The sequence below is a fragment of the Kouleothrix sp. 19917 genome (assembly GCF_057073505.1).
The window spans coordinates 4339406-4361745 of the sequence record NZ_CP097099.1; the positions used below are offsets into that span (position 1 = coordinate 4339406).

A 22340-nucleotide genomic window follows, 5' to 3' on the forward strand; every position below is an offset into this window, starting at 1 on the left:
CAGCAAAAGGATACAATAGCCGCTGCAAAGATGCACGAAAGGCGCCGAGCGATGTTTGCTCGGCGCCTTTGGTATGCCTGACTTCTGAAGCCTGACGACTGACTCCTGCGCCTTAGCGCGTCAGCACTGTCACGCACTCGATGTGCGCGGTTTGCGGGAACAGATCGACCGGCTGCACGCCTGTGATTGCATAGCCGCCTTCGGCCAGCAGCTTCAGGTCGCGGGCGAGGGTGGCCGGCTGGCACGACACATACACAATTCGCGCAGGCGCGAGCCGCAGCAGCTCCGCGATTGCCTGCGGGTGGCAGCCGCGCCGGGGCGGGTCGAGCACCACCGCGTCGGCTGGGCCATCGGCCAGCGCCAGCATAGCCTCGACGCGCCCGGCCAGAAACTGGACATTCGCCACGCCATTCAGCTCGGCGCTGGCGCGGCCATCTTCGACTGCGCCGGCAAACTCCTCGATGCCAACCACCTCGCGAGCGTGCGCCGCCAGCGGCAGGGCAAACGCGCCCGCGCCGCAGTACAGGTCGAGCGTGCGCTCTTCGCCCGTAAGCGCCAGGCCCTGGCTTGCCAGCGCCAGCAAGCGCTCAGCCGAGGCGCGATTCACCTGAAAAAAGGTGCCGGGCCGCAGCTGGAAGTTGATCTCGCCCAATTCTTCGATCAGGTTGGCCGCGCCGAGTGGCAAGTCGGGCTGGCCGGGCGCGCGCACCGTAACGCCTGCCAGCGCGGGGCAGTTTGCGCGCCAGCGCTGCACCAGCAGCAGCGGGTTGGTGTTGGCGGCCGGCCGCAGCGCCGCGAGCGCATAGCCATGCGTTTCGCTTGCGCGCAGCACCAGCTCGGCCGGGGCGTCGTCGCGCAGCACGGCGCGCAGGGCCGCCAGCGCCTCGTTCAGCACCGGCAGCAGCAGCCGGTCGCTCTCGATCGGCTGGAGGTCGCGCGAGTCGGCGGCGTAGTAGCCTAGCGCGTTGCCCGCGCCGTGCAGGCGCGCGCTGTTGCGGTAGGCCCATGGTTCGGGCGCGGGCAGGGTTTCGGCCACCGGCAGGTCGGGCATGCCGCCAATTTTCGCTAGCTGGTCGGCCACGATTTGCTGCTTGAAACGCAGCTGCGCCGCGTAGTCGATATGCTGCCACGGAATATGATCTGCGCCGGGCAAACGCGGCTCGACGCGCTCTGGCGCAACTTCGAGCACCTCGGTGACCGTGCCGCGCGCGTAGCTGTCGTGGCGCTCGCTCAGGCGCACCTGCACGCGCTCGCCGGGCAGGCCGCCGCCCGCAAAAACCACGCGCTCGTTCCAGCGGCCCACGCCCTCGCCGCCCTGCGCAATGCCGTCGAGCGTTATTTCCAGTGTTTCCGGCCAATTACTTGTCATGCTATCCATCTACTTGCTGTGTGAACCGCCGGGCAGTATAGCACGGATCAGCGCGGGTGCGGGCGCTTCGGCGTGGGCCGCGCGGGGCTCAAGCCACCGCGCTACTGAGCGACGCCCCGTGAACGGGGCTTGGTGTGTTGCACTTCAAGCCCGCGAGGCGGGCGCACGGATGCGGCGGAATCGCGTATAATCCCCGCATCGCCGCAAACGAAAGCGAGGAGCATATGGCGCGGAAACGCCTGTTGGCCGGGGCCGCCGGGTTGGGTATTGCCGCCGCGCTGGGCGTGCCAGCCGTGCGCCAGCGCATCTGGTCGCGCGTGCTGAAATTGCCGCCAGCGCAGAATGCTGTGCGCGCCCAGCGCAACATCCCGGTGCCGGTGGGCGATGGCGTGACGCTGACCGCCGACCACTACGCGCCACGCGGGCCGGGTGCCTTCCCAACGATTTTGATCCGCTCGCCCTACGGGAAATGGGCCGAGGCCGGCATTGCGGGGATGATCTGGGGCCTGCTGGCGCAGCGCATGGCCGAGCGCGGCTACCATGTGGTCGTTCAGCTCACGCGTGGGCGCTTTGGCTCGGGCGGCACCTTCGAGCCGCTGGTGGACGAGGCCGCCGACGGCATGGCGACACTCGAATGGCTGCGGGCGCAGCGCTGGTTTGATGGGCGGCTGGGCACATGGGGGCCGAGCTACCTGGGCTATGTCCAGTGGGCGCTTGCCGCCGCCGCGCCGCCCGAGCTTCAGGCTATGGTGCCCATGGTCACAGGCGCGCAGCTTGGCTCGCTCACGCACATGGATGGCGCGTTTGGCCTCGACACGCTGCTGACCTGGGTGGGCATCACCGAAACGCAGAGCACTCCCGAAAACCCCACGCCCTCGTGGCCTGCGCTGTTCCTCGCCGTTGCGGGCATGGAAAAACGGCTGGAGCGCGGTTTTCGGCAACTGCCGCTGGGCGCGGCCGACGCGCAGGTAGTTGGGCATAGCGTCGGGTTCTACCAGGATTGGCTGCGCCACACCGACCTGCACGCGCCCTACTGGCAGCAGCGCGACCACACCGCGAAGGTGCCGAACGTGGCCGTGCCGATGCATTTCTTTGGCGGCTGGTACGACCTCATTCAGCGCGAGATGCTGGCCGACTACAGCGCGCAGGTGGCGGCTGGGCGCGCGCCCTTCCTGACGATCGGGCCGTGGATTCATGCCGACGACGAGATGGTGCTGGAGGCATTGCGCGGCGGCCTGCGCTGGTTCGACCGGCACCTGAAAGATGCGCCGCCCGAAGCGAGGGAACCAGTGCGCGTGTTCCAGATGGGCGCAGACGAATGGCGCGAATACCCGGCCTGGCCGCCGCCCGCGCAGATCACGCCCTTTTTCCTGCACGGTGGCTTTGCGCTGGGCCGCGAGCAGCCCGCCGACGCCCTGCCCGACCGCTTTCGCTACGACCCAAGCGACCCCACGCCCGTGATTGGCGGGGCGCGCCTGAACAGCCCGATAAACGGCCCACAGGATCAGCGCCCGCTGGAAGCGCGTGCCGATGTGCTGTGCTACACCAGCGCCCCGCTCGACCGCGACGTGGATGTGATTGGCCCGGTGCGGCTGGTGCTGTATGTGCGTTCCAGCCTGCCCCACACCGATTTCCTCGGGCGGCTGTGCGATGTGCATCCCGACGGGCGCTCGGTCAACCTCTGCGAGGGCTTGCTGCGCCTGGTGCCCGGCAGCGGCGCACCCCAGCCCGACGGCAGCCTGCGCATCGAGATCGACATGTGGAACACAGCAGTGCGCTTTCGGCGCGGCCACCGCATTCGTTTGCATGTGGCGAGTGGCGCGCACCCGCGCTGGAATCGCAATCTCGGCACCGGGGAGCCGCTGGTCAGCGGCACGGCCATGCGCGCCGCCGACCAGACGATCTTCCACGATGCCGAGCATCCTTCGGCCCTGATGCTGCCGCTCGTTTAGCGGAAGCTGAGCGCGCGCGTGTTGCCGGGGCGCGTGTCGAGTACATATACGGCGCTATCGCCCGGCATCCACAGCACCGTCGCGCCGCTGCTGAACTGCTGCACCACCGCGCTGCCGCCCTGCTCGGGCGCGAGCGGCCAGCCCAGCGCCTCGCGCACAAACTTGTTGCTGACCCACAGCTTGCCAAAGCCCCGCACCGGCGCAACATGCCCGGCTGGCGGCGTCAGGCCATACTCAGCCGGCTCAGCTTCGGTCCAGGTGTCGTCGTTCACCTGGAAGGTTAGCGGGCGGCCCGGCGCAACCGGCGAGTTGTAGATGCTGTAGATTTTCTTGCCGCCCGCGCCCAGGTCTGCCCAGATCATGCGGCCGTTGTCGTAGGGCTGGAAGGCCGCCGGCACATTGACGAGCGCCTGCGCGGGGCAGCCCAGGTTTTCGATCAGGCCCGCTGCCTGCTCGAGCGAAGGGCGCAATACTGGCTCAATCGCTGTGACGCAGAGCTGCGGCGGCGCAGCCGCATACACATCTGCCCCAAGCCGGCCCAGCAGCACCTCATGCGGCGTGCCGCGCAGCTCGGTGTGGTGCTCCAGCCGTCGTCGTTCGAAATACTGCACCGTGCCCGTCCAGCCGCCAATCGTCTCGGTCATTGGCTCGCTCAGCGGGTAGCCAAAGCGCTCAAGCCCGCCATTGCGCTGCCAGTAGCCCAGGAACGGCTGGCACACGCTGTGGCGCGTCTGGTCGAAGTACACGCAGCCAGCGGGCAAGCCACCCGCAAAGGGCGGGAAATCGAACCACGAGCGGCCCTGCAATTCCAGCACGCGCGCGCCCATGCGCCCGGCCAATACGCCTTCGCTGTGCAGCTCCAGCCGGTCGCGCTCGAACCACTGCGTGTGGCCGACCCACGTTCCTTCCACCGTTTCGTTTGGTAGCTCGTCGCTGATTGGGTAGCCAAAAACGGCCAGCCCGCCATTGCGCTCCCAGTATTCGAGCAGCGCGCCCGACACGCAATGGCCGGTTTCGGGGAAGCAGCGCTGACGCGCTTGCGCGCCCGCCGCCGCAGCCGGCAGCAGGGCGAGAAGAAGAATCAAACCTATCCATAAAACACGCTTCATCGCGGAAAAACCCCTTTCGTAGAGCAAACTGTATGGAGAAAGTTGTTTCAAAACCACCAGGGGAGAAGAAGCCAGCGGATTCTGTGAACGCTATTCCTGACGCCTGGCGGCCTTGACAAGTTACAGTGTAGCGCGGCGCGGCGCGGCACGCCCATATACGCCATTCACAGGGAGATTATGCGAGGATGATAGGAAGCTGCGCGTGATATCAGGCAGCGCAGACTCGTGAGGGAGAAAATAAAACCGCAAAGTGCGCGAGGGGTTAACAGGTTGGCAGGTCTCAGGTTGGAAGGTTCGCGCGTCCGGGCTGGAACTTGCGACCCGCAACGTTCAAACCTGCAACGTTCAAACCTGCAACCCTTCCCGCCGCCAGAGCAGCAGCGCCAGCAGGGGCAGGTAGGCCGTCACAACGACGGCAAGCGCGACATGCGGCTGAGTATCGCCCAGCCAGAGGAGCAGCGGCCAGTAGAGCCAGCTCGCACCAGCCCACACCAGCATCTCGGTTCGGGTGCGCAGCGCCGCCGCCAGAATCGGCGCGTCGTAGAGGGCGCGCTGCGGCACAAGCGCACACAGCAGCAAAAAGCGCGCGTCGGGGTCGCGCCAGCGCACGAGCGCCAGCACGAGCAGCGCGCCCGGCACTGTCAGCAGCGGCACAAAGCCATTGAAGCCGCCCACCTGCGCCAGCCAGCGCCACGGCCAGTCGGGCAGGAACAGCAGCGAAAGCAGCACAAAGGCCGCGCAGGCCAGCGCGCGCCGCCAGGTCAGGCGGGTGAGCGCGACGGGCAGGCCAATGTGCGGCTTCGCCAGCGTGAGCGGCAGCAGCGCGGGCAGAAATGCCACCGCCAGCAGCAGCACCGCCCATTGCGCGAACCACAGCGCATACACGGCCGGCGCGGAGGCCAGCGCCAGCAAGCGCCACGGTGCCCCGCCGCGCAGCAGGCCAAACGCCGCCAGCCCGCCGCTCAGCGCCGCCACCAGCGCGGCGGTGTGCGCCTGCGAAAGGGGCGCGAAGGGCAGCAGCAGCACGGCAGTGGTGAGCGGGTTGGCTGGGTAGAGCCGGCCCGTTCCCGGCTCATAGTACTGGCAAACCGGCCCGTAGGGGTCGCGCCCGGCCAGCACCTCGCGGGCATAGCAATGCGGCCACGCGGTGTCGTTGCCGAAGCGCGCAATCGGCAGGAGGCGAATGAGCAGGATGGCGAGGCCGATCGCCACGCTGATGTAGATGCGGGTGCGCAGGCTCATTGCGCAAGTGTAGCAGAACTGCGCGGGCGCGGGCAATATCATTCCTGCGGCGGTTTGCTGCCGATTGCGCTGCTGCTACACTCTTTTCTTGGCGGCACGACAGAAACGACCAGGCCACAGAGCGCACAGAGGACACCGAGTTTTAGTTCCCGACTCAGTGATCTCTGTGTACTCTGTGGCTCAAATGCATCACGCTTGGCTATTTCGTGTCTTCGTGGTTGCTGTTTTACCCATTCTGAAAGGAAATTATTAATGAGCCAGTCACCACTGATGATCCTGGTTGCCGGGCCATACCGCTCGGGCACCAACGACGACCCGACCCTGATCGCCGCCAATGTCGCGGCCATGAACCAGGCCGCGCTCGCACTCTTCCGCGCCGGGCACATCCCCGTGCTGGGCGAGTGGTTCGCGCTGCCGCTGATCGAAACCGCTGGCGGCCACCACGGCGACGCAATCTTCAACGAAATTTTCCACCCGGTTGCGCACGCCATCGCCACGCGCTGCGACGCCTGTTTGCGCATTGGCGGGCCATCCGCCGGTGCCGACGGCATGGTCGAGCTGGCGCGCTCGCTGGGGCAGCAGGTGTTCCGCGGCATCGACAAGGTGCCAGCGGCCGGGGCATAGGCATGCAACTTCAGCCACTGCTTCAGCGTACATTCTAGCAACGACACAGCGGTGCCGGTCGGCTTGCCGATTCAGCAGCCATATGCTACGCTACCGCAGGAGAATGACTATGGCGAGCGTTATGCCGCCGCCCACGAGGAAACCCATGGCCGAGGTGCAGCAAATCCTCTGCCCAATTTGCCATAAGCCCAACCCGCCGCGGGCGAAATTCTGCATGCACTGCCAGTCCGACGTGATTTTGAACAACGACGGCCCGCTGTCGTTCAAAATTACGAAGGTGATCAAGGAAGGCGGGCAGGGCGCGGTCTACCAGGCGGTTGCGGCCGACACAAACGGTCAGCCGCATGGCGACCCGGTGTATGCCGTAAAGGAAATGCTCGACCGCTTCACCGACCCGAAAGAGGAGAAGGAAGCAATCGAGCGCTTCAACGAAGAAGCCCAGCTGCTCAAGCGGCTGTCGCATCCGCGCATTCCGCGCATCTACGCCAGCTTCAAGGACGAAGAGCGCCAGTATCTGGTGATGGATTTTGTGCGCGGCAAGGATATGGAAGACATTATTCACGAGCGCGGCGCGCTGCCCGAGGACGAAGTGCTGGCCTGGGCCGACCAGCTCTGCGATGTGCTGAACTACCTGCACAACCAGCGCCCCGAGCCGATCATCTTCCGCGATATGAAGCCTTCGAACATCATGGTCGAGCCGGATGGCAATGTCAAGCTGATCGACTTTGGCATTGCCAAGGTCTTCCAGCGCGCCCAGCGCGGCACGCAGATCGGCACGCCCGGCTATGCGCCGCCCGAGCAGTACCAGGGCCTGGCCGCGCCCACATCCGACATCTACGCGCTGGCGGCGACGCTGCACCACATGATCACCGGGCGCGACCCGCGCGACGAGCCGCCCTTCTCGTTTCCGCCCGCCTACGGCCTGAATCCTGTGATCTCGAAGCGCACTTCCGAGGCGCTGCAAAAGGCGCTGCAGATGAAGCCCGAAGATCGCTTTCAGTCGGTGGCGGAATTCCGCGCCGCGCTGCGCCCCTTGCCGGCCGCCCCGCCGCAGGTGCGCGTTGCGCAATCGACGCGCGTGCTGCCGCCCCAGCCGCAGGTGCAGGCTCCGCCGGCAGCCAGCGCCGCGCGCCCGGCCGCGCCGGCTGCTTCGGCTACGCCCGCCGCAGCACCGCCCGTTGCCACGCCCGCGAAGCCTCCGGTGGCGCAGCCGCGCCGACGCGGCGGCTTTCTGCGCGGCCTGATGTCGGTGCTGGTGCTGGTGCTGGTGCTCGGCTGCGTCGGCGGGGGCGTGTACCTGTTCTCCGACCAGCTGGGCGCGCTGGTGGGGCAGTACATCCCCGGCGCGCAGGCAGCGCCAACGGCTGCGCCGCAGCGCGTGTATGTGCCGAAAGGTACGTTCACCCTGCGCGACCAGGAGATCATCGTGCCGACCGGGCAGGACGTGCGGGCAGCCTTTCTGGAAACGTTTATCAAAGTTGCGCGCACCGACCCGCAGTACGGCCCCGATGCGATCACCAGCCAGAATGCGCCGCCAGCTTTTATTGGCGACCCGGTGAAGGTTGCCGACGAAGCGAACGGCACGCGCTACCGCGCCACGGTGCAGGGTCTCATATTTGTGCCGCAGTAGGCCCACCCAAGAACGACCCTCGACGCCGCCCCGCATTGCTGCGGGGCGGCGTTCGCGTTCCTGCTCCCGATTTGCGCGCATCCTGCCACAGTCGCCGCGCCCCGGCGGGCGTATGCTGTGCGAAAACCGCTAGCATGGAGCACACTGCATGACCCGCTTCGATATCGTTCTGTTTGTCGCTGGCGCGCTGCTGCTGCTGCTGGGCATCGCATGCGCGCTGCTCGCAACCAACCGCGAAGATCGCATGCTCGCCAGCACCGATACGCCCACCTCGCCCATCGCCGACCTGCCCGCAATCGCGCGGGCGCAGGGCGCGCTCGGCCAGCGCTGCGAAATCACGGGCGTGCTCGAAGCCGACAACTACTCGCTGACCAGCCCGATCAGCGGGCAGCTCTGCGCGGCCTTCACGCTCACCACCGCCTGGGAAGAATGGGGGCCACCGCGTTTTGTTGACGTGAAAAAGAGCCGCGACATGAATGGGCAGGTTTGCCGCGACACCGGCACGAACTTCGACGACCAGCGCGTGCCGAGCTTCTGGGTGCGCGACGCGAGCGGGCGCGTGCAGGTTGAGCCGCCAAACGCCACGCTCGACATGGCGCAGACCGAGCGGCGCTACGAGGTGATGACCGCCAGCTTCGGCGATAGCGAGCGGCGCAGCTGGCGCACCGAACACAGCCTGCCGCTCGGGCAGCAGGTGTATGTGCTTGGCTACCTGGGCGAGCGCAATGGCGAGCCGGTGCTGCGCTGCCACCCGCGCGACGGCAAGCAGCCCTTTCTGATCAGCCACCGCAGCGAGCGCCAGCTGGTGAGCGCAAACCGCTGGGCCGCGTATGGCTACTATTTCGCGGCTGGCATCAGCGGCAGCCTAGGGCTGGTGCTGATCGCGTGGCGCGTGCTGCTCCTGCGCGGAATGATTTAGCCATCCTTACGCTTAAAATTAACCACCAAGACACCAAGGCACCAAGGTTTTATAGCTTCATGCTGACCTTGGTGTCTTGGTGTCTTGGTGGTAAACGTTCTTCGTACTTTCTTTAGCTGGTGAATTCGTCGAGCTGGTCGAGTGGCAGGGTGGCGAAATAATCCTCGACGGTCTCGGCGCGGCGGATGGGCAGCACGGTGCCGTCGGCGCGCAGCAGCAGCTCGGCCGAGCGCAATTTGCCGTTGTAGTTGAAGCCCATGGCGTGGCCGTGCGCGCCCGCGTCGTGAAGCACCAGCAGGTCGCCCACCGCCACTGCCGGCAGCGCCCGGTCGATTGCGAACTTGTCGTTGTTCTCGCACAGCGAGCCGGTCACGTCGTAGAGCGTATCAGCGGGAATATCTTCTTTCCCCACCACGCTGACATGGTGGTACGCGCCATACATCCCCGGCCGCATCAGGTTCGCCATGCAGGCATCGGTGCCAACAAAGCGCTTGTAGCCTTCTTTCATGTGCCGCACGCGCGTGACGAGGTAGCCATACGGCCCGGTAACGACGCGCCCGCACTCCATCAGCAGCGCCAGCGGGGCCAGCCCGCGCGCGGCAATCATCGCCTCATAGGCCGCGCGAATGCCTGCCGACACGCGCGCCAGATCGACCGGCTGCTGCTCGGGGCGGTAGGGAATGCCAATGCCGCCACCAATATTCACGAACACGCAACGGATGCCCAGCCGTTCGTGCAGCTCGCCCACCAGCGCAAACAGCATGGCCGCCGTATCGACAAAATACTGCGGGTCGAGCTCGTTCGAGGCGACCATGGCATGCAGCCCGAAGCGGCGCACACCACGCGCCTGTGCATCGGCGTAGGCTCGAAACAGCTGCGCGCGCGTCAGCCCAAACTTGGCTTCTTCGGGGTGGCCGATGATGGTGTTGCCAGCGCGCTCCGCCCCCGGGTTGTAGCGGAAGCTCAGCGGCTCGGGCAGGCCCGCGCCCGCCGCGAGGTAGGCAATATGCCCGATGTCGTCGAGATTGATCACCGCGCCGAGCGCGCGCGCCAGCCGGAATTCCTCGATTGGCGTGTCGTTCGAGGTGAACATGATTGCGTCGCCGCGCAAGCCGGCGCGCTCGGCCAGCAGTAGCTCGGGCAGCGAGCTGCAATCCGCGCCCAGACCCTCGGCGGCCAGCAGCTTGAGGATGAACGGGTTTGGCGTGGCTTTCACCGCAAAGTACTCGCGAAAGCCGGGGTTCCAGCGAAAGGCGTGCAGCAGGGCGCGGGCGTTTGCGCGGATGGCCGCCTCGTCGTAGAGGTAGAAGGGCGTGGGAAAGTCGGCCGCGATTGCCTCAAGCTGCGCGCGGCTGAAGGGCAGGGTTTTCTCGGGCATGCAAAGTCCTCATGAGTTGCAGGTTTTCAGGTTTGAATGTTGCAGGTTGACGACCGACGACCAGATATTTCACCGCAAAGGGCGCAAAAGAATAAACCGCAAAGAGCGCAGAGGGCGCAAAGAGTTGCAGGTTCGCAATACGTTCACCCCGTCACCCCGTCACCCCGTCACTCATCATCTGCGCCATCGCAATCGCGTCCTGCCAGCCATCGCCGCCATCCTCAATCGACCACCAGGCCGAGAGGACGTTTTGCGCACAGCCCCAGGCCAGCAGCCGCGCTCGCTCAATTCCTAGCGCATCAGCGAAAATATCGACGCGGCGGGCGAGCAGGCGCGCAGGGTCCGCAGCGCGGAGCACGCGCCCGTGCGGGTTGCGCAGAAAGGCCGCCACCTCGAAGGCCGGCTCGCCAACCACGCCCTTCGGGTCGATTGCCAGCCAGGGCGCGCGCCCCGCCGAGAGAATATTGTCGTGATGCAGGTCGCCGTGGAGCAGAGTGGGCGGCCCGGCCGACGCCAGCAACTCCGCGAACAGCGCCTCGGCGCGGCCAACCAGCGCGGCCGGCAGCGGGCCAGTGCCGCCGCCAAAGCGCGCCCGCATACGCGCAAAGCCCTGCCCCCAGCGCGCCACGGTCGGGAAATCGTGCTCGGTGGGCGCGGGCTGCCAGAGCGCACGCATGACCCCGGCGGCGAGCGCAGTGGCTTCCTCGTCGTTGGAAAGCTGCGCCAGCGGCACGCCAGGCGCCAGCCGCTCGATCAGCAGCGCGCCCGCATCTGCGTCGGCATCGAGCAGGCGCACAATGCCGCGCCCGCCGTAGTGGCGCAGCGCGGCGATCTCGCTCAGCAGCTCGGGGTTGGGCACGCCCACTTTCAGCACCGCCGCCGTGCCGTCGGCGCGGGTGGCGGGCGCGACATAGTTGTACGAAAGCGTGAAGGGCGCGCCAAGCGCCAGCCCCCAGCGCTGCGCAAACGTGCCGAGCAGGGCCGGCAATTCGGCCAGCCAGCGCTGCCCGCGCTCGCCATAAAGCTGCGTGATGGTGCGCGAAAATTCGGCAGGAAGCTGCATGGTTCCTCCAGAGCAAAACAACAGCAAGTACTACACCCTATGGCAGCCGATTCAATGGTATAATCAGAATTCGCACACGTGTTTTGAGCTTAGTGCAGCACTATGTCCAACGTTCCTACGCGAATCGGCAACTACAAACTTGAGCGCCAGATCGGCAAAGGCGGCACCGGCGAGGTCTGGCTTGGCCGCCACCAGACGCTGGAAAACCGCCTGAGCGCGATCAAGCTGCTGATGTCGCAAGACCCCGAGTGGGTCGACCGCTTTGGCCGCGAGGCCAGCATCACCAGCCGCCTGCGCCACGACCATATCATCCAGATCTTCGACCACGGCTACCAGCCGCCATTCTACTATACGATCATGGAATATGTGACGGGCGGGGCGCTGCGCAGCCTGCTGAAGCCCGGCCGCCCGCTGCCGCTCGAGCTCACGATGCGCATTTTCACCGACGCTGGGGTGGCGCTCGACTACGCGCACGCGAACGGTGTGATTCACCGCGATATTTCGCCCGGCAATATTCTGGTCGAGCAGCAGACCGGGCGCGTGCTGCTGACCGACTTCGGCATTGCGCGCGAGTCGGGGCGCACGGGCATGACCACCACCAGCAAGGTCATGGGCACGCCGGGCTACCTCTCGCCCGAGCACGCCTCTTCGGCCACCGCGGTCACGCACCTGTCCGACATTTACAGCATTGGCGTGGTGCTCTACGAGATGCTGAGCGGCACGCTGCCCTGGGATCACACGCCCGGCATGCCCGACCAGACTGGCGGGCCGTTTACCGTGCCGCCCAAGCTGCGCGAGCGCGGCGTGCAGGGCCTGCCGCCCGATGTCGACCGCGTGCTGCAGTCGCTGCTGGCGATTGACCCGGCCAAGCGCTACCCAAGCGTGCGCGCCGCCATCGACGACCTCGACCAGGTGCTGGCCCGCCATACCGGCCCGACGCAGGTGGTTGGCGGCGTGCCAGCGCCCATGCCGCTGGTTGTGCCAGGATTCAGCCCGCCCGCCGGTGCGCCGCAGACGGTGCCAGCCAAGCCCGCCGAGCCGCACCCGGTTGAAAAAGTGCTTGGCCCCGACCTGATCAAAGGCCCGATGCAAAAGGCCCGCGAGCGCGCTGAGGCGCTGTCACAGGCGCACGTGCTCACCGAGCTGCTCAACAAGTGGAGTGTGTCTGGCCTGTTTCGCACGCCGCTGCTGGGCCGCCAGGCCGCTCTCCACCGCGCCACCAGCAACAACGTCTACTTCTACACCCTGAATGTGCTGTACGAAACGCGCGAGCCGGTGCAAACAAGCGAAGAGCCCGACCACCAGGCCCATCCGCCGCAGCTGGAGCGCGAGCAGGATCGCTGGGGCGTGCAGTTGCCAACGCCCAAAGGCTTCCAGCCCGAGCGCGATACTGTGCTGACGCTGCCTGGCTCGACACGCATTTTGCTGTGCGACGTATGCACCGGCAATGGCCGCATCACCTGCCCGCGCTGCAAAGGCTCGGCGCGCGTGCTGGTGAAGCGCGAAACGCCCAGCAGTCGGCGTGGCGACGCCCAGGCCGATGCAACCAGCAGCCAGGCCGCGACGGCGGTTGCGCGCCCGGCCGAGACGCTGATGCCCTGCCCGGAATGCGCCGGCTCGGGCAGCCTTAAGTGCGATCGCTGCGACGGCGTGGGCCGCCTGATTCAGCGCAAAACCACCACCTGGCGCCGCCGCCCTGAAGCGTTTGAAGGCAACGACGACCTGCCGCTGATCGACGAGAAATGGCTGCAGCGCACCTGCAAGCTCACCACGATCTACCACGAGCAGATGGCTGGCGATGTTCGGCCGGAGTGGAAGCTGGTGCCCGAGCTGGCCGGCCTGATCAGCAAGGCGCAGGGCAGCACCAATGCCGATACACGCATTATGCTCAGCGAAGTGGTGATCAAATTCATTCCCGTCACCGAGCTGCTGTTCGACCTCGGCACGGTGCCGCCGCCCGCCCCACCGCCTGCACCAGCCAAAAACGGCAAGCCCGCCAGGGCAGCCAAGCCCGCACCCGACGACGAGGGTTTGTTTCGGATGCACATCTATGGCTTCGAGCGCGCCTTGCCCGGCGACTGGCGCTTCCTGAACTGGGATCGCGTGCTGATGTATGTGTTCCTGGCCCTGCTGGTTGTGCTGCTGGTCTCGCTGCTGGCGATCTCGCTGCTGCGCGGCTAGCAAGAGCAGGTTTCAGAAGTCAGCAGCTTTTGGCTTTGCACGAAAAAGCACGGCATCGCGCGATGCCGTGCTTTTTCGTGCCTTTGCGCCAGAAAATTACACCAGCGGAATGACCATGTGGTCGGCGGGGACGAACAGGCTGCCCTCGGTGACGCCCTGCGGCGCAACGCGCTGGAGCTGGCGGCTCAGCTCGGCGCTGCTTGTGCGGCCCTCAAGCGTGTCGCGGAAGGCGCGGGCCACGCGCGTGACCTGCTCGCCGCTTTCGTGCACAAACTCCAGGCGGAAATGCGCCACGCCCGCCGCGCGCCATGCGTCGAGGTGGCGGCTGGCTTCCTGGGCCTGCGCGCCAAACACCGTGTTGCGGCAGCCCACATCGGCCATAACCGGGTGGGCGCGCCCGCTTACGTCGCGCAGCGCGACGCGGTGCTGCTCGCAGGGGTGGCCGCAATCCTTGTAGCTGGTGCCATCCGAGAGGAAGCGGCAGAACACGCAGTGCTCGGTGTGGAAGACTGGCAGGTGCTGGTAGGCCACCACTTCCACGCGCTCGGGCCCAAGCGCGGCGGCAAGGTCGGCCACCTGCGCGGCGTTGAGATCGTGCGTGGGCGTGATGCGCTCCAAGCCCATGTCGAGCAGGAGATTGGCCGAAAGGGTGTTGGCCGCGTTCAGGCTGAAATCGCCAATCAGCGCGGGCGCGTCTTCGGCGCGCAGGGCGTGTAACAGGCCGCCCGAGCGCACCACAATCGCGCAGCCGAGCTTGAGCAAGAAGCGAATAATGCGCTGCTCGCTGGGCTTGAGCACGCGCGGGCTGGCCACACGCGCCTCGATGCCGGCTTCCTGCACGCGCTCGACCGCCGGGCGCAGGCCGTACAGCTCAAGATAATCGAGGGTGATGCTGGCGGGGCGCAGCGCGATTGCGGCCTCAAGCTGCTCGGGCGTGCGCACCAGCAGGTGCAGCTGCGGCGCGAGCGGCGTGGGAACTTCGACGGCGGGCGCGGGCAAAACCTCGGCCAGCGCGTCGAGCGGATTGCGCAGCTCGGAAGTGCGCGGCTGGCTTTGCACTGTTTGAAGCTGCTCCACGGCGGCGCGGCGCAGGGTGTTGAGCAGCGAGCTGGGCGCGAAGGGGCTGCCCTGCACGTCAAGTGTCAGCTCGGCCAGCTCATAAGGCGTGTTACCCAGGCGGCCAAGCTGTTCGCGCAGGAACGAAACGTCAAGCGGGCGATTCTGCGACACGACCAGCGGGGCATCCGAGCACACCGTTACGCACGCATCCGGCCTCTCTTCCAACTCCCACACCAGCTCCAAAGGCTGGCCAGCGTGTGCCGTCGCCCGCACGCGCACGGGCTGCTTCGCCACCGGCGCGCCCGCCTCGGTGAATGGCCGCGCCGCCCGGTCGAGGTCGGGGTCGTGCGTGCGCCAGACCCAGTCGCCGGGGCGGATACGCGCCGGGGAGATCGCGCCCGCGCCAAAGCGCAGCTCAAGCTGGCCGCCGCGCGCCGGCAGCACCCCGTAGACATGCCCGCCTTCCTCGCGCTCTTCGGGGCTGCGCCAGCCGGCCGCGTCGAACACCAGGCCATCGCCGGGCTTGAGCGGCGCGGCCTCGGCCGATGGCTCGGGCGCGATGATGATCGCGTCGGCCAGCACGCGCGCCACGCGACCCACCAGCACGCCCCGGTGGCGCGGCGAGCGCCCGCGCACGACGGTCTGGTGGTTGGTGCCACCGACGAAGAACGAACCCAGCCCGCGCGAGTAGACTTGCTCAAGCTGCAACTCTTCGGCGCGGCTGATGCTGAGCGGCCGCCCGGCCCAGGCTTCGTCCACGGCCTTGCGGTAGGCAGCCGTGGTGAGCGCCACGTAGTTCGCGTCTTTGTAGCGGCCCTCGATTTTCAGCGCCGAGACGCCAAGCTGGACGATTTCGGGCACCAGCGGCAGCGCGTACAAGTCGCCGGGCGACAGCAGGTAGCGCGCGTCGCCCAGCGGGCGGTGCTGGCCGTCGACAAACAGCTCGTAGGGCAGGCGGCAGGCCTGCGCGCACTGGCCGCGGTTGGCGCTGCGCCCGCCCCACGCCTCGGACGAGAAGCACTGGCCCGAGTAGGAAACGCACAGCGCGCCGTGGACAAACATCTCCAGCTCGCAATCGGTCTGCTTGCGGATCGCGCCGATCTCGTCGAGCGACAGCTCGCGCGCCAGCACCACCCGCGTCACGCCCTGCTGCTGCGCCAGCGCCACGCCCTCGGCGGATGTGATGCTCATCTGCGTCGAGCCGTGGATTTCGAGGTCGGGCGCAATCTGGCGGGCCAGGCGCGCCACACCCAGATCCTGCACAATAATCGCATCGGTGCCGGCTGCGGCAATGCCAGCCAGCGCGCGCGCCGCCTCGGGAAGCTCGTGCTCGAACACCAGCGTGTTAAAGGTGACATAGCCCTTCACGCCACGCGCATGCAGGGTGCGAAAGACCTCGGGCAGCTCTTCGAGCGTGAAGCCGACCTTGGCGCGGGCGGTGAAGTGCGTCAGCCCAAAGTAGACCGCGTCGGCGCCGGCCTCGATGGCGGCGCGCAGTTGCGGCCAGTAGCCGGCCGGGCTCATGATTTCTGGTTTGGGAAATGTTTTGGTTTCGTGTTTCATGGCTTTATGTATAAATATTTGGCGGGAGTCTAGCTGTAGCGCGTTGTGCGTAGTAATCCCGCGTTTCTGGGCCGCAACTTGCAACTTTCAAACCTGCAACCTGCCAACCTTCCAACCCGCATAGGATACCACAAACTGCCGCGCACTGACGTGGTCCCCTTCTTGCTATAGTTTCTGGCGACACGCCGGTTCAGCCGGCACACAGAGGATTTAGGAGGAACGCGATGCGAAAACTTCTTGCAACCACGATGCTGGGCGGCGCGCTGCTGCTCGGCGCGTGTGGTGGTACACCCACAACCGTCAACGATGCTGCCAACCAGGCCGGCACCGCCGTGAGCGACCCCACGGCCGGCTCGCTGGTGAATGACGCCGCCACCGCCGTGAGCGACCCCAGCACCGCCACTGACGTGGCTGGCACCCTGAACGAGGCCGGCACCGCGCTGGCCGACCCGACCAACGCCGCAATGATCAACGAGGCCGCCACCGCCATCACCGGCCCCGAGGCCGCCACCGCCGTCACCGACGTGGCCGGCGCGCTTGCCGCCGCCGCCGACGATGTGACACTGGCGCAGGGCCAGGCGCTGGTGCTCGACGCCACCAAGTCGGCCGGCGACATCAAGGACTACAAGTGGACGATCACCAAGGCCCCCGCTGGCGCCGAGAGCGTGGTGGGACAGATCATCAAGGAAAACTCGAACGGCAACGTGTCGATCGACCCGGCCGACTACAACAAATACTTCCCACAGGCCGGCACCTACACGGTGCAGCTGGCCGTGACCGATAACGCCGGCAAGACGGCCACCGACGACTTCGACGTGATGGTGCCGTAAGGCAAGCTCGCTATCGAGAACAACAGCGCGGGCCGGGAGCAATCCTGGCCCGCGTTTTTGCGCCCTGCCCATCCGATCAGCACGCCGCCCGCCCTGCGGGTGATCCATATGCGCCCGAAAGCGGGTATAGTATCTGAGATAATGCGAAATCTTCCGTTCAGGAGAGGCAGAGGCAATGGTGCAAGACGTTACCCAAAACTCGCCGGCCACGGCGCCGGCTGCGCCCAGCGTCTGGGATCGCGCACACTGGCAGATCACGCTTGGCTTGCTGCTCGTCATCTCGGGCGCGGCCTTTGAGGCGCTGGCAGTGGCAACGACCCTGCCCGCCACCGTGCGCGATCTTGGTGGTTTGAATTTATATGGCTGGGCTTTCAGCGCCTTTATGCTCGCCAACCTCGTTGGCATTACCATCGCCGGCGCAGAAGCCGACCGGCAGGGGCCAGCGCGCCCGCTGCTGCTGGGGGCAGGCGTGTTTGTGGTGGGCTTGCTGATCGTTGGCTTTGCGCCCTCGATGCTGGTGGTGATCGCCGGGCGCGCGGTGCAGGGCTTCGGCTCGGGCGTGATCTCGTCGGTGGCGTATGTCAGCATTGGGCGCGGCTACCCCGAATCGCTCAAGCCGCGCATGCTCGCCATGTCGGCCAGCGCCTGGGTCATCCCCGGCCTGATCGGGCCGGCGCTGGCGGGCTTTATTGCCGATATGCTGGGCTGGCGCTGGGTGTTTCTCGGGCTGGTGCCGTTTATTCTGCTTGGCGCCGGCCTTGCGCTGCCGGGTCTGCGTCCGCTGGGCGGCAATAGCGACCGCCCGCGCGAGTGGCGCACTGCCCGCCTTGCCGTGATGCTGGCTGCGGGCGCGGGCATGGCGCTGGCCGCGCTGACAACACCCAACACCCTGCTGGCAGTCGCGCTTGGCGCGGCGGGGCTGGCAATTGGCATTCCTTCCTTGCTGCAGCTTCTGCCTGCGGGAACCCTGCGCCTCGCGCCGGGTCTGCCCGCCGCGATTGCCACGCAGGGCTTGCTCAATCTGGCCTTTTTCGGCGTCGACTCGTTTGTGCCGCTGGCGCTCACCAGTGGGCGCGGCCAAAGCGCCTCGGTGGCTGGCCTGGCACTTACTGCCGCCACGATCTTCTGGACCACCGGCTCGTGGGTGCAGGCGCACCTGGCCGCGCGTCAGAGCCGCCGCCTGGTCGCAAGCGCGGGCCTGGTGCTGATCGGCGTGGGCATTGCGGGCGTGGCGGCTGCGCTTTCCCCGGCAGTGCCATTCGCGCTGGCGATTGTCGCCTGGGGCGTGGCTGGTCTCGGCATGGGTCTGGCCTTTTCGACCATGCAGCTGGTGGTGCTCGAAACAGCTGAGCCCGGCCAGGAAGGCAGCGCCTCGGCCGCCCTGCAGCTTGGCAATGTGCTGGGCGTGGCGCTGGGCGCGGGGCTGGGCGGCGCGCTGGCGGGCAACGCCGGCACAGGCAGCGTTTCGATGGGCGGCTTGCTCACCCACGACCTGATTATGATCGGCGTGGCGGTTGCGGCGCTGCTGGCGGCACAACGCCTGCCGGGCAAAAAGCAGGCGCAGTAGCGCGTGTCAGCGGCGTGCCACAGGATTACGCACTACAAGCTACGAACTATCGGCGAGGGCCAAACGGTTGAGGCACAGAGAACACCGAGATCACCGAGCAGTACAACCAAACTCAGTGGCCTCTGTGCGCTCTATGGCTCAATTAATCTGCTCTTCGCTATATTCATGCAGCAGGGCCGGGGCAACAATTGCCGCCGGCCCTGCGTCTTTCCTGTGCACGCTGACGCGCAGATTGTATGGTACACTAGCGCCGTTTATCGGAACACAACCCACGTTAAAGGAAGGGCAAGTATGCGACGGATTTCCCTGTTTCTTCTGCTGTTTGCGCTCGTGCTGGCCGGCTGCGGCGGTAGCTCGGGCGATGTGACGGTTCCCGAACCGCCCAATACAACGGCATTCGAGAAATCGGATAGCGACCAGATCAACAAGATTATTGAGGGCTGGCAGGCGCAGGTGCCCACGACCCTGACCCAGAACCAGATCAAGCAGGAAACGATTGAGCAGAAGGTCTACGACTCCACGGCGTCGCTGCAGGAAGTCGTCGATTTCTACACCCAGCAGATCAGCAGCGCCAACGGCTGGACCGAAGTGCGCAACATGCCGGGCCTGCAGAACAACCTGTTCCTGAAGGCCTACGACCACGGCAATGTCAGCCTGGTGGTGGGGGCGCTCGACGCCAAGCAGTTTGGCGGGACGGGGACGGTGATTTACACCGCGAAGGGAAGCAAGTAATTCTGAATTTTAAATGCTGAGTGTTGAGTTGCGGGTTAACCGAAACTCAACACTCAGCATTTAGCATTTTGCCCTGAGATTTAGCGCCCCAGCGCCAGCACCGAGCTTTGCACCAGGTCGATCACTGGCGTCGGGATGATGCCAAACACAATCACCCCCAGCGCGGCCAGGCCCACGCCAATCGCCAGCGTGCGATCCAGCGCGGGCGTCACTTCACGCACCGGCTCGCGCATAAACATCTGCACGATGATCCGCAGATAGAAGAATGCCGCAATCGCCGAAGTGATCACGCCGACGATCGCCAGCCACTGCAGGCCAGCCTCCCACGCCGCCGCAAAGACATAGAACTTACCCCAGAAGCCCGCCGTTGGCGGCACACCCGCGAGCGAGAACATACACAGCGCCATGGCCACCGCCAGGAACGGGCGGCGGTACCACAGGCCCGCGAAATCGTCCATGCTCCAGGCCGCCTCGCCGCGCTGCTCCAGCGCGATCAGCACGGCAAACGCGCCCAGGTTGGTCAGCGAGTAGGCCAGCAGGTAGAACAGAAAGCCCTCGATGCCGCGATTTGCGCCGGCCGGGCCGCCCGCCGCCAGCACGCCCATCAGGATGTAGCCGGCGTGGCCAATGCTCGAATAGGCCAGCATGCGCTTCACATTCGTCTGCGCAACGGCCGAGATATTGCCCACAAACATGGTCACGGCGGCCAGCAGCGCCAGGATGATGCTCCAGGTGGCGAACTGCGAGCCAAGCCCCACCAGCAGCAGCCGGGCCAGCGCGGCAAAGCCCGCGCCCTTGGTGCCAACCGACATAAACGCCGCCACCGGCGTCGGCGAACCCTCATAGACATCGGGCGTCCACATATGGAAGGGCGCCATCGAGATCTTGTAGCCAAAGCCGATAATCACCAGCGCCGCGCCAGCCAGCATAAAGGCCACATCGTCGGCGGCCAGCCCGCTGCCAAGCTTCTCGGCAATGCCCGCCAGGCTCGATGTGCCGGTCGCGCCATACAGCAGCGCAATGCCAAACACCAGGAAGCCAGCCGCAAACGCGCCGATCAGCAGGTACTTCATCGCCGCCTCTTCCGAGGCGAGGCGCGGGTAGGCGAAGCCAGCCAGCACATACAGCGTGATCGACAGCAGCTCCAGGCCCAGGAACAGCACAATCAGGTCGGTGCCCTGCGCCAGCAGCATCATGCCGCCGAGCGCGAACAGAAGCAGCGCGTAGTACTCGCCGCGCTCGATGCCCTGGCGCGGCAGGTAGTCGAGCGAGATGATGATCGTGATCGCAGTGCTCAGCAGGAAGATCCAGTTCAGCACCAGCGCGAAGTTGTCGAGCACCAGCATGCCATTAAAGGTGCTGCCGTTGCTGCCCCAGGAAGGAATGCCAGCCGCAGCCGCCACCACCACGCCGGCCAGCGCCAGGTAGCCAATGATGCGCTTGCTGCCCGCGCCCACAAACAGGTCGACCAGCAGCAGCAGCATGGCCCAGCCAAACACGATCAGCAGCTGGAGCGACACGCCAAGGTCAATCGGGGGAATTTGAATAGGAGGCATAAGGAAACCTTCTCAATTGGCTTAGCGTACTGCCGCGACCACTGCCGTCAGGTGCTGCGCGATCTGCTCAACCGCCGGCTGCATTGGCGCAAACATAAAGTTCGGGTACAGGCCAATCGCCACAATCGGCACCAGCAGCAGCGCCAGCAGCGCGATCTCGCGCGGCGTAATATCGGCCAGCGCAGCATTCTCCGGGTTCGTCACGTCGCCCATAAAGGTCAGGCGGAACATGCGCAGCAGGTAGGTTGCCGCGAAGATCACGCCAATCACCGCAAAGGCCACAAACCCGCCGCCGAGCGCATCCGACAGGTAGGCGCCCTGCATAATCGTGTATTCGCCAATGAAGCCGTTCAGGCCCGGCAGGCCCACCGACGACATCACCATCGCCAGCGCGAGGCCGCTATAGATCGGCATCACCTTCCACAGCCCGCCAAACGCCGCCATCTCGCGCGTGTGCCGCCGCTCGTAGATATAACCGACGACCAGGAACAGCGCGCCGGTCGAAAGGCCGTGGTTGATCATCTGGATGATCGCGCCCGAGATGCCGGTCTGGTTCAGCGCGAAGATGCCCAGCACCACAAAGCCCAGGTGGCTCACCGACGAGTAGGCCACCAGCTTCTTCATGTCGGTCTGCGCAAACGAAACCATCGCGCCATACAGAATGCCAATTACGGCCAGCACGCCAATCGCCGGCGCGGCCCAGCGCGACGCTTCGGGGAAAAGTTGCAGGTTGAAGCGGATCAGGCCGTAGCCGCCGAGCTTCAGCATCACGCCGGCCAGGATCACCGAGCCAGCGGTTGGCGCTTCGGTGTGCGCCAGCGGCAGCCAGGTGTGGAACGGCCACAGCGGCACCTTGATCGCAAAGGCCAGGAAGAACGAGGCGAACAAGAGCCGCCCAACTGTCGGGTCGATCTTCAGCGTGCCATTCGCAACATTCTGCTGCAGGGTAGCGATGTCGAAGGTGCGGGACGCTGCGGGTTGCAGCAGGTACAGGGCAATAATGCCCAGCAGCATAAACACCGAGCCGGCAAAGGTGTACAGGAAGAACTTCACCGCCGCGCGCACGCGATTGCTGCTGCCCCAGATGCCAATCAGCAGCGCCATCGGGATGAGCGTGAACTCCCAGAAGATGTAGAACAGGAACAAATCCTGCGCCACAAACACGCCGAGCATGCCGGTTTCCAGCAGCAGCAGCAGCAGTTGGAAGGTGCGGAAATCCTTGTGCACCGAATCCCAGGTCGAGATCAGCGTGATCGGCGTGAGGAAGGTGGTCAGCAACACCAGCCACAGGCTCACGCCATCGATTGAGATGCGGTAGCCGATGCCCCACGACGGCACCCAGGCCATGCTTTCGGCGAACTGGTAGCCCTGCGCGCCATCAAACAGGAAGTACAGCGGCAGCGACACCGCCAGCGATGCCAGCGCAAACAGGAGCGCCACCATACGCTGCGCGCCGATGCTTTCGCGCGGCACAAACAGCAGCGCCAGCGCACCGAGCGTCGGCAGCCACAGCACAAGCGAAAGCAGAGGAAAGCCTAGCTGATTCACATCAGTCCCCAGTTGGCA

General features: G+C 66.0%; 16 protein-coding genes. 8 read left to right on the forward strand and 8 right to left on the reverse strand.

Going from position 1 to position 22340, the window contains the following annotated elements:
- Positions 1-112: 112 nt before the first annotated feature.
- Positions 113-1369, reverse strand: a complete 1257-nt coding sequence (gene rlmD / locus M1P90_RS17770; protein WP_483696622.1) for a 23S rRNA (uracil(1939)-C(5))-methyltransferase RlmD — start codon at positions 1367-1369, stop codon at positions 113-115.
- Positions 1370-1593: 224 nt separating this feature from the next.
- On the opposite strand from rlmD, the gene M1P90_RS17775 reads away from it, so the two are divergent.
- On the forward strand, positions 1594-3321 hold the full coding sequence (locus tag M1P90_RS17775; RefSeq protein ID WP_483696623.1) for a CocE/NonD family hydrolase: 1728 nt from the start codon (positions 1594-1596) through the stop codon (positions 3319-3321).
- Here the strand turns inward: M1P90_RS17775 and M1P90_RS17780 are convergent.
- Positions 3318-4406 carry a hypothetical protein gene (locus M1P90_RS17780; protein ID WP_483696624.1) on the reverse strand — a complete coding sequence of 363 codons (1089 nt, stop codon included), beginning with the start codon at positions 4404-4406 and terminating at the stop codon, positions 3318-3320. The genes M1P90_RS17775 and M1P90_RS17780 overlap by 4 nt on opposite strands.
- Positions 4407-4775: 369 nt before the next feature.
- Positions 4776-5708 (reverse strand): hypothetical protein, encoded by a 933-nt coding sequence (locus M1P90_RS17785; RefSeq protein ID WP_483696625.1) that lies wholly within the window; start codon positions 5706-5708, stop codon positions 4776-4778.
- Between the two features lie 216 nt (positions 5709-5924).
- Between M1P90_RS17785 and M1P90_RS17790 the strand changes: the two genes are divergently transcribed.
- The 3 genes from M1P90_RS17790 to M1P90_RS17800 all read left to right on the forward strand — a co-directional run bounded on the left by M1P90_RS17790 (position 5925) and on the right by M1P90_RS17800 (position 8845).
- Positions 5925-6296 carry a hypothetical protein gene (locus M1P90_RS17790; protein WP_483696626.1) on the forward strand — a complete coding sequence of 124 codons (372 nt, stop codon included), beginning with the start codon at positions 5925-5927 and terminating at the stop codon, positions 6294-6296.
- Between the two features lie 109 nt (positions 6297-6405).
- The gene (locus M1P90_RS17795; RefSeq protein WP_483696627.1) at positions 6406-7926 is read left to right on the forward strand and encodes a protein kinase domain-containing protein; all 1521 of its coding nucleotides are present in this window, start codon (positions 6406-6408) and stop codon (positions 7924-7926) included.
- 148 nt (positions 7927-8074) lie between these two features.
- The gene (locus tag M1P90_RS17800) at positions 8075-8845 is read left to right on the forward strand and encodes a GIDE domain-containing protein (RefSeq protein WP_483696628.1); all 771 of its coding nucleotides are present in this window, start codon (positions 8075-8077) and stop codon (positions 8843-8845) included.
- Positions 8846-8957: 112 nt separating this feature from the next.
- Here M1P90_RS17800 and M1P90_RS17805 read toward each other — a convergent pair whose 3' ends face one another.
- Both M1P90_RS17805 and M1P90_RS17810 read right to left on the reverse strand, forming a co-directional pair.
- Positions 8958-10223 (reverse strand): diaminopimelate decarboxylase, encoded by a 1266-nt coding sequence (locus tag M1P90_RS17805; RefSeq protein WP_483696629.1) that lies wholly within the window; start codon positions 10221-10223, stop codon positions 8958-8960.
- A gap of 151 nt (positions 10224-10374) precedes the next feature.
- Entirely contained in the window at positions 10375-11286 is a 912-nt protein-coding gene (locus M1P90_RS17810; protein WP_483696630.1) for an aminoglycoside phosphotransferase family protein, read from the reverse strand.
- Positions 11287-11388: 102 nt separating this feature from the next.
- Here M1P90_RS17810 and M1P90_RS17815 point away from each other — a divergent pair, with 102 nt between their 5' ends.
- Positions 11389-13467: a protein kinase domain-containing protein gene (locus tag M1P90_RS17815; RefSeq protein WP_483696631.1), complete on the forward strand. Its 2079-nt coding sequence runs from the start codon at positions 11389-11391 to the stop codon at positions 13465-13467.
- Positions 13468-13563: 96 nt separating this feature from the next.
- Here M1P90_RS17815 and M1P90_RS17820 read toward each other — a convergent pair whose 3' ends face one another.
- On the reverse strand, positions 13564-16089 hold the full coding sequence (locus M1P90_RS17820) for a U32 family peptidase (protein WP_483696632.1): 2526 nt from the start codon (positions 16087-16089) through the stop codon (positions 13564-13566).
- 224 nt (positions 16090-16313) lie between these two features.
- Here M1P90_RS17820 and M1P90_RS17825 point away from each other — a divergent pair, with 224 nt between their 5' ends.
- The 3 genes from M1P90_RS17825 (at position 16314) to M1P90_RS17835 (ending at position 19218) form a co-directional block, all read left to right on the forward strand.
- Positions 16314-16919 carry a PKD domain-containing protein gene (locus M1P90_RS17825; RefSeq protein ID WP_483696633.1) on the forward strand — a complete coding sequence of 202 codons (606 nt, stop codon included), beginning with the start codon at positions 16314-16316 and terminating at the stop codon, positions 16917-16919.
- Positions 16920-17094: 175 nt separating this feature from the next.
- The gene (locus M1P90_RS17830) at positions 17095-18486 is read left to right on the forward strand and encodes an MFS transporter (RefSeq protein WP_483696634.1); all 1392 of its coding nucleotides are present in this window, start codon (positions 17095-17097) and stop codon (positions 18484-18486) included.
- Between the two features lie 291 nt (positions 18487-18777).
- Positions 18778-19218, forward strand: a complete 441-nt coding sequence (locus tag M1P90_RS17835; protein ID WP_483696635.1) for a hypothetical protein — start codon at positions 18778-18780, stop codon at positions 19216-19218.
- 80 nt (positions 19219-19298) lie between these two features.
- On the opposite strand, the gene M1P90_RS17840 is transcribed toward M1P90_RS17835, so the two are convergent.
- Positions 19299-20774, reverse strand: a complete 1476-nt coding sequence (locus tag M1P90_RS17840) for an NADH-quinone oxidoreductase subunit N (protein WP_483696636.1) — start codon at positions 20772-20774, stop codon at positions 19299-19301.
- A gap of 21 nt (positions 20775-20795) precedes the next feature.
- Complete coding sequence (locus M1P90_RS17845) at positions 20796-22322, reverse strand: complex I subunit 4 family protein (RefSeq protein WP_483696637.1); 1527 nt, start codon at positions 22320-22322, stop codon at positions 20796-20798.
- Positions 22323-22340 lie beyond the last annotated feature (18 nt).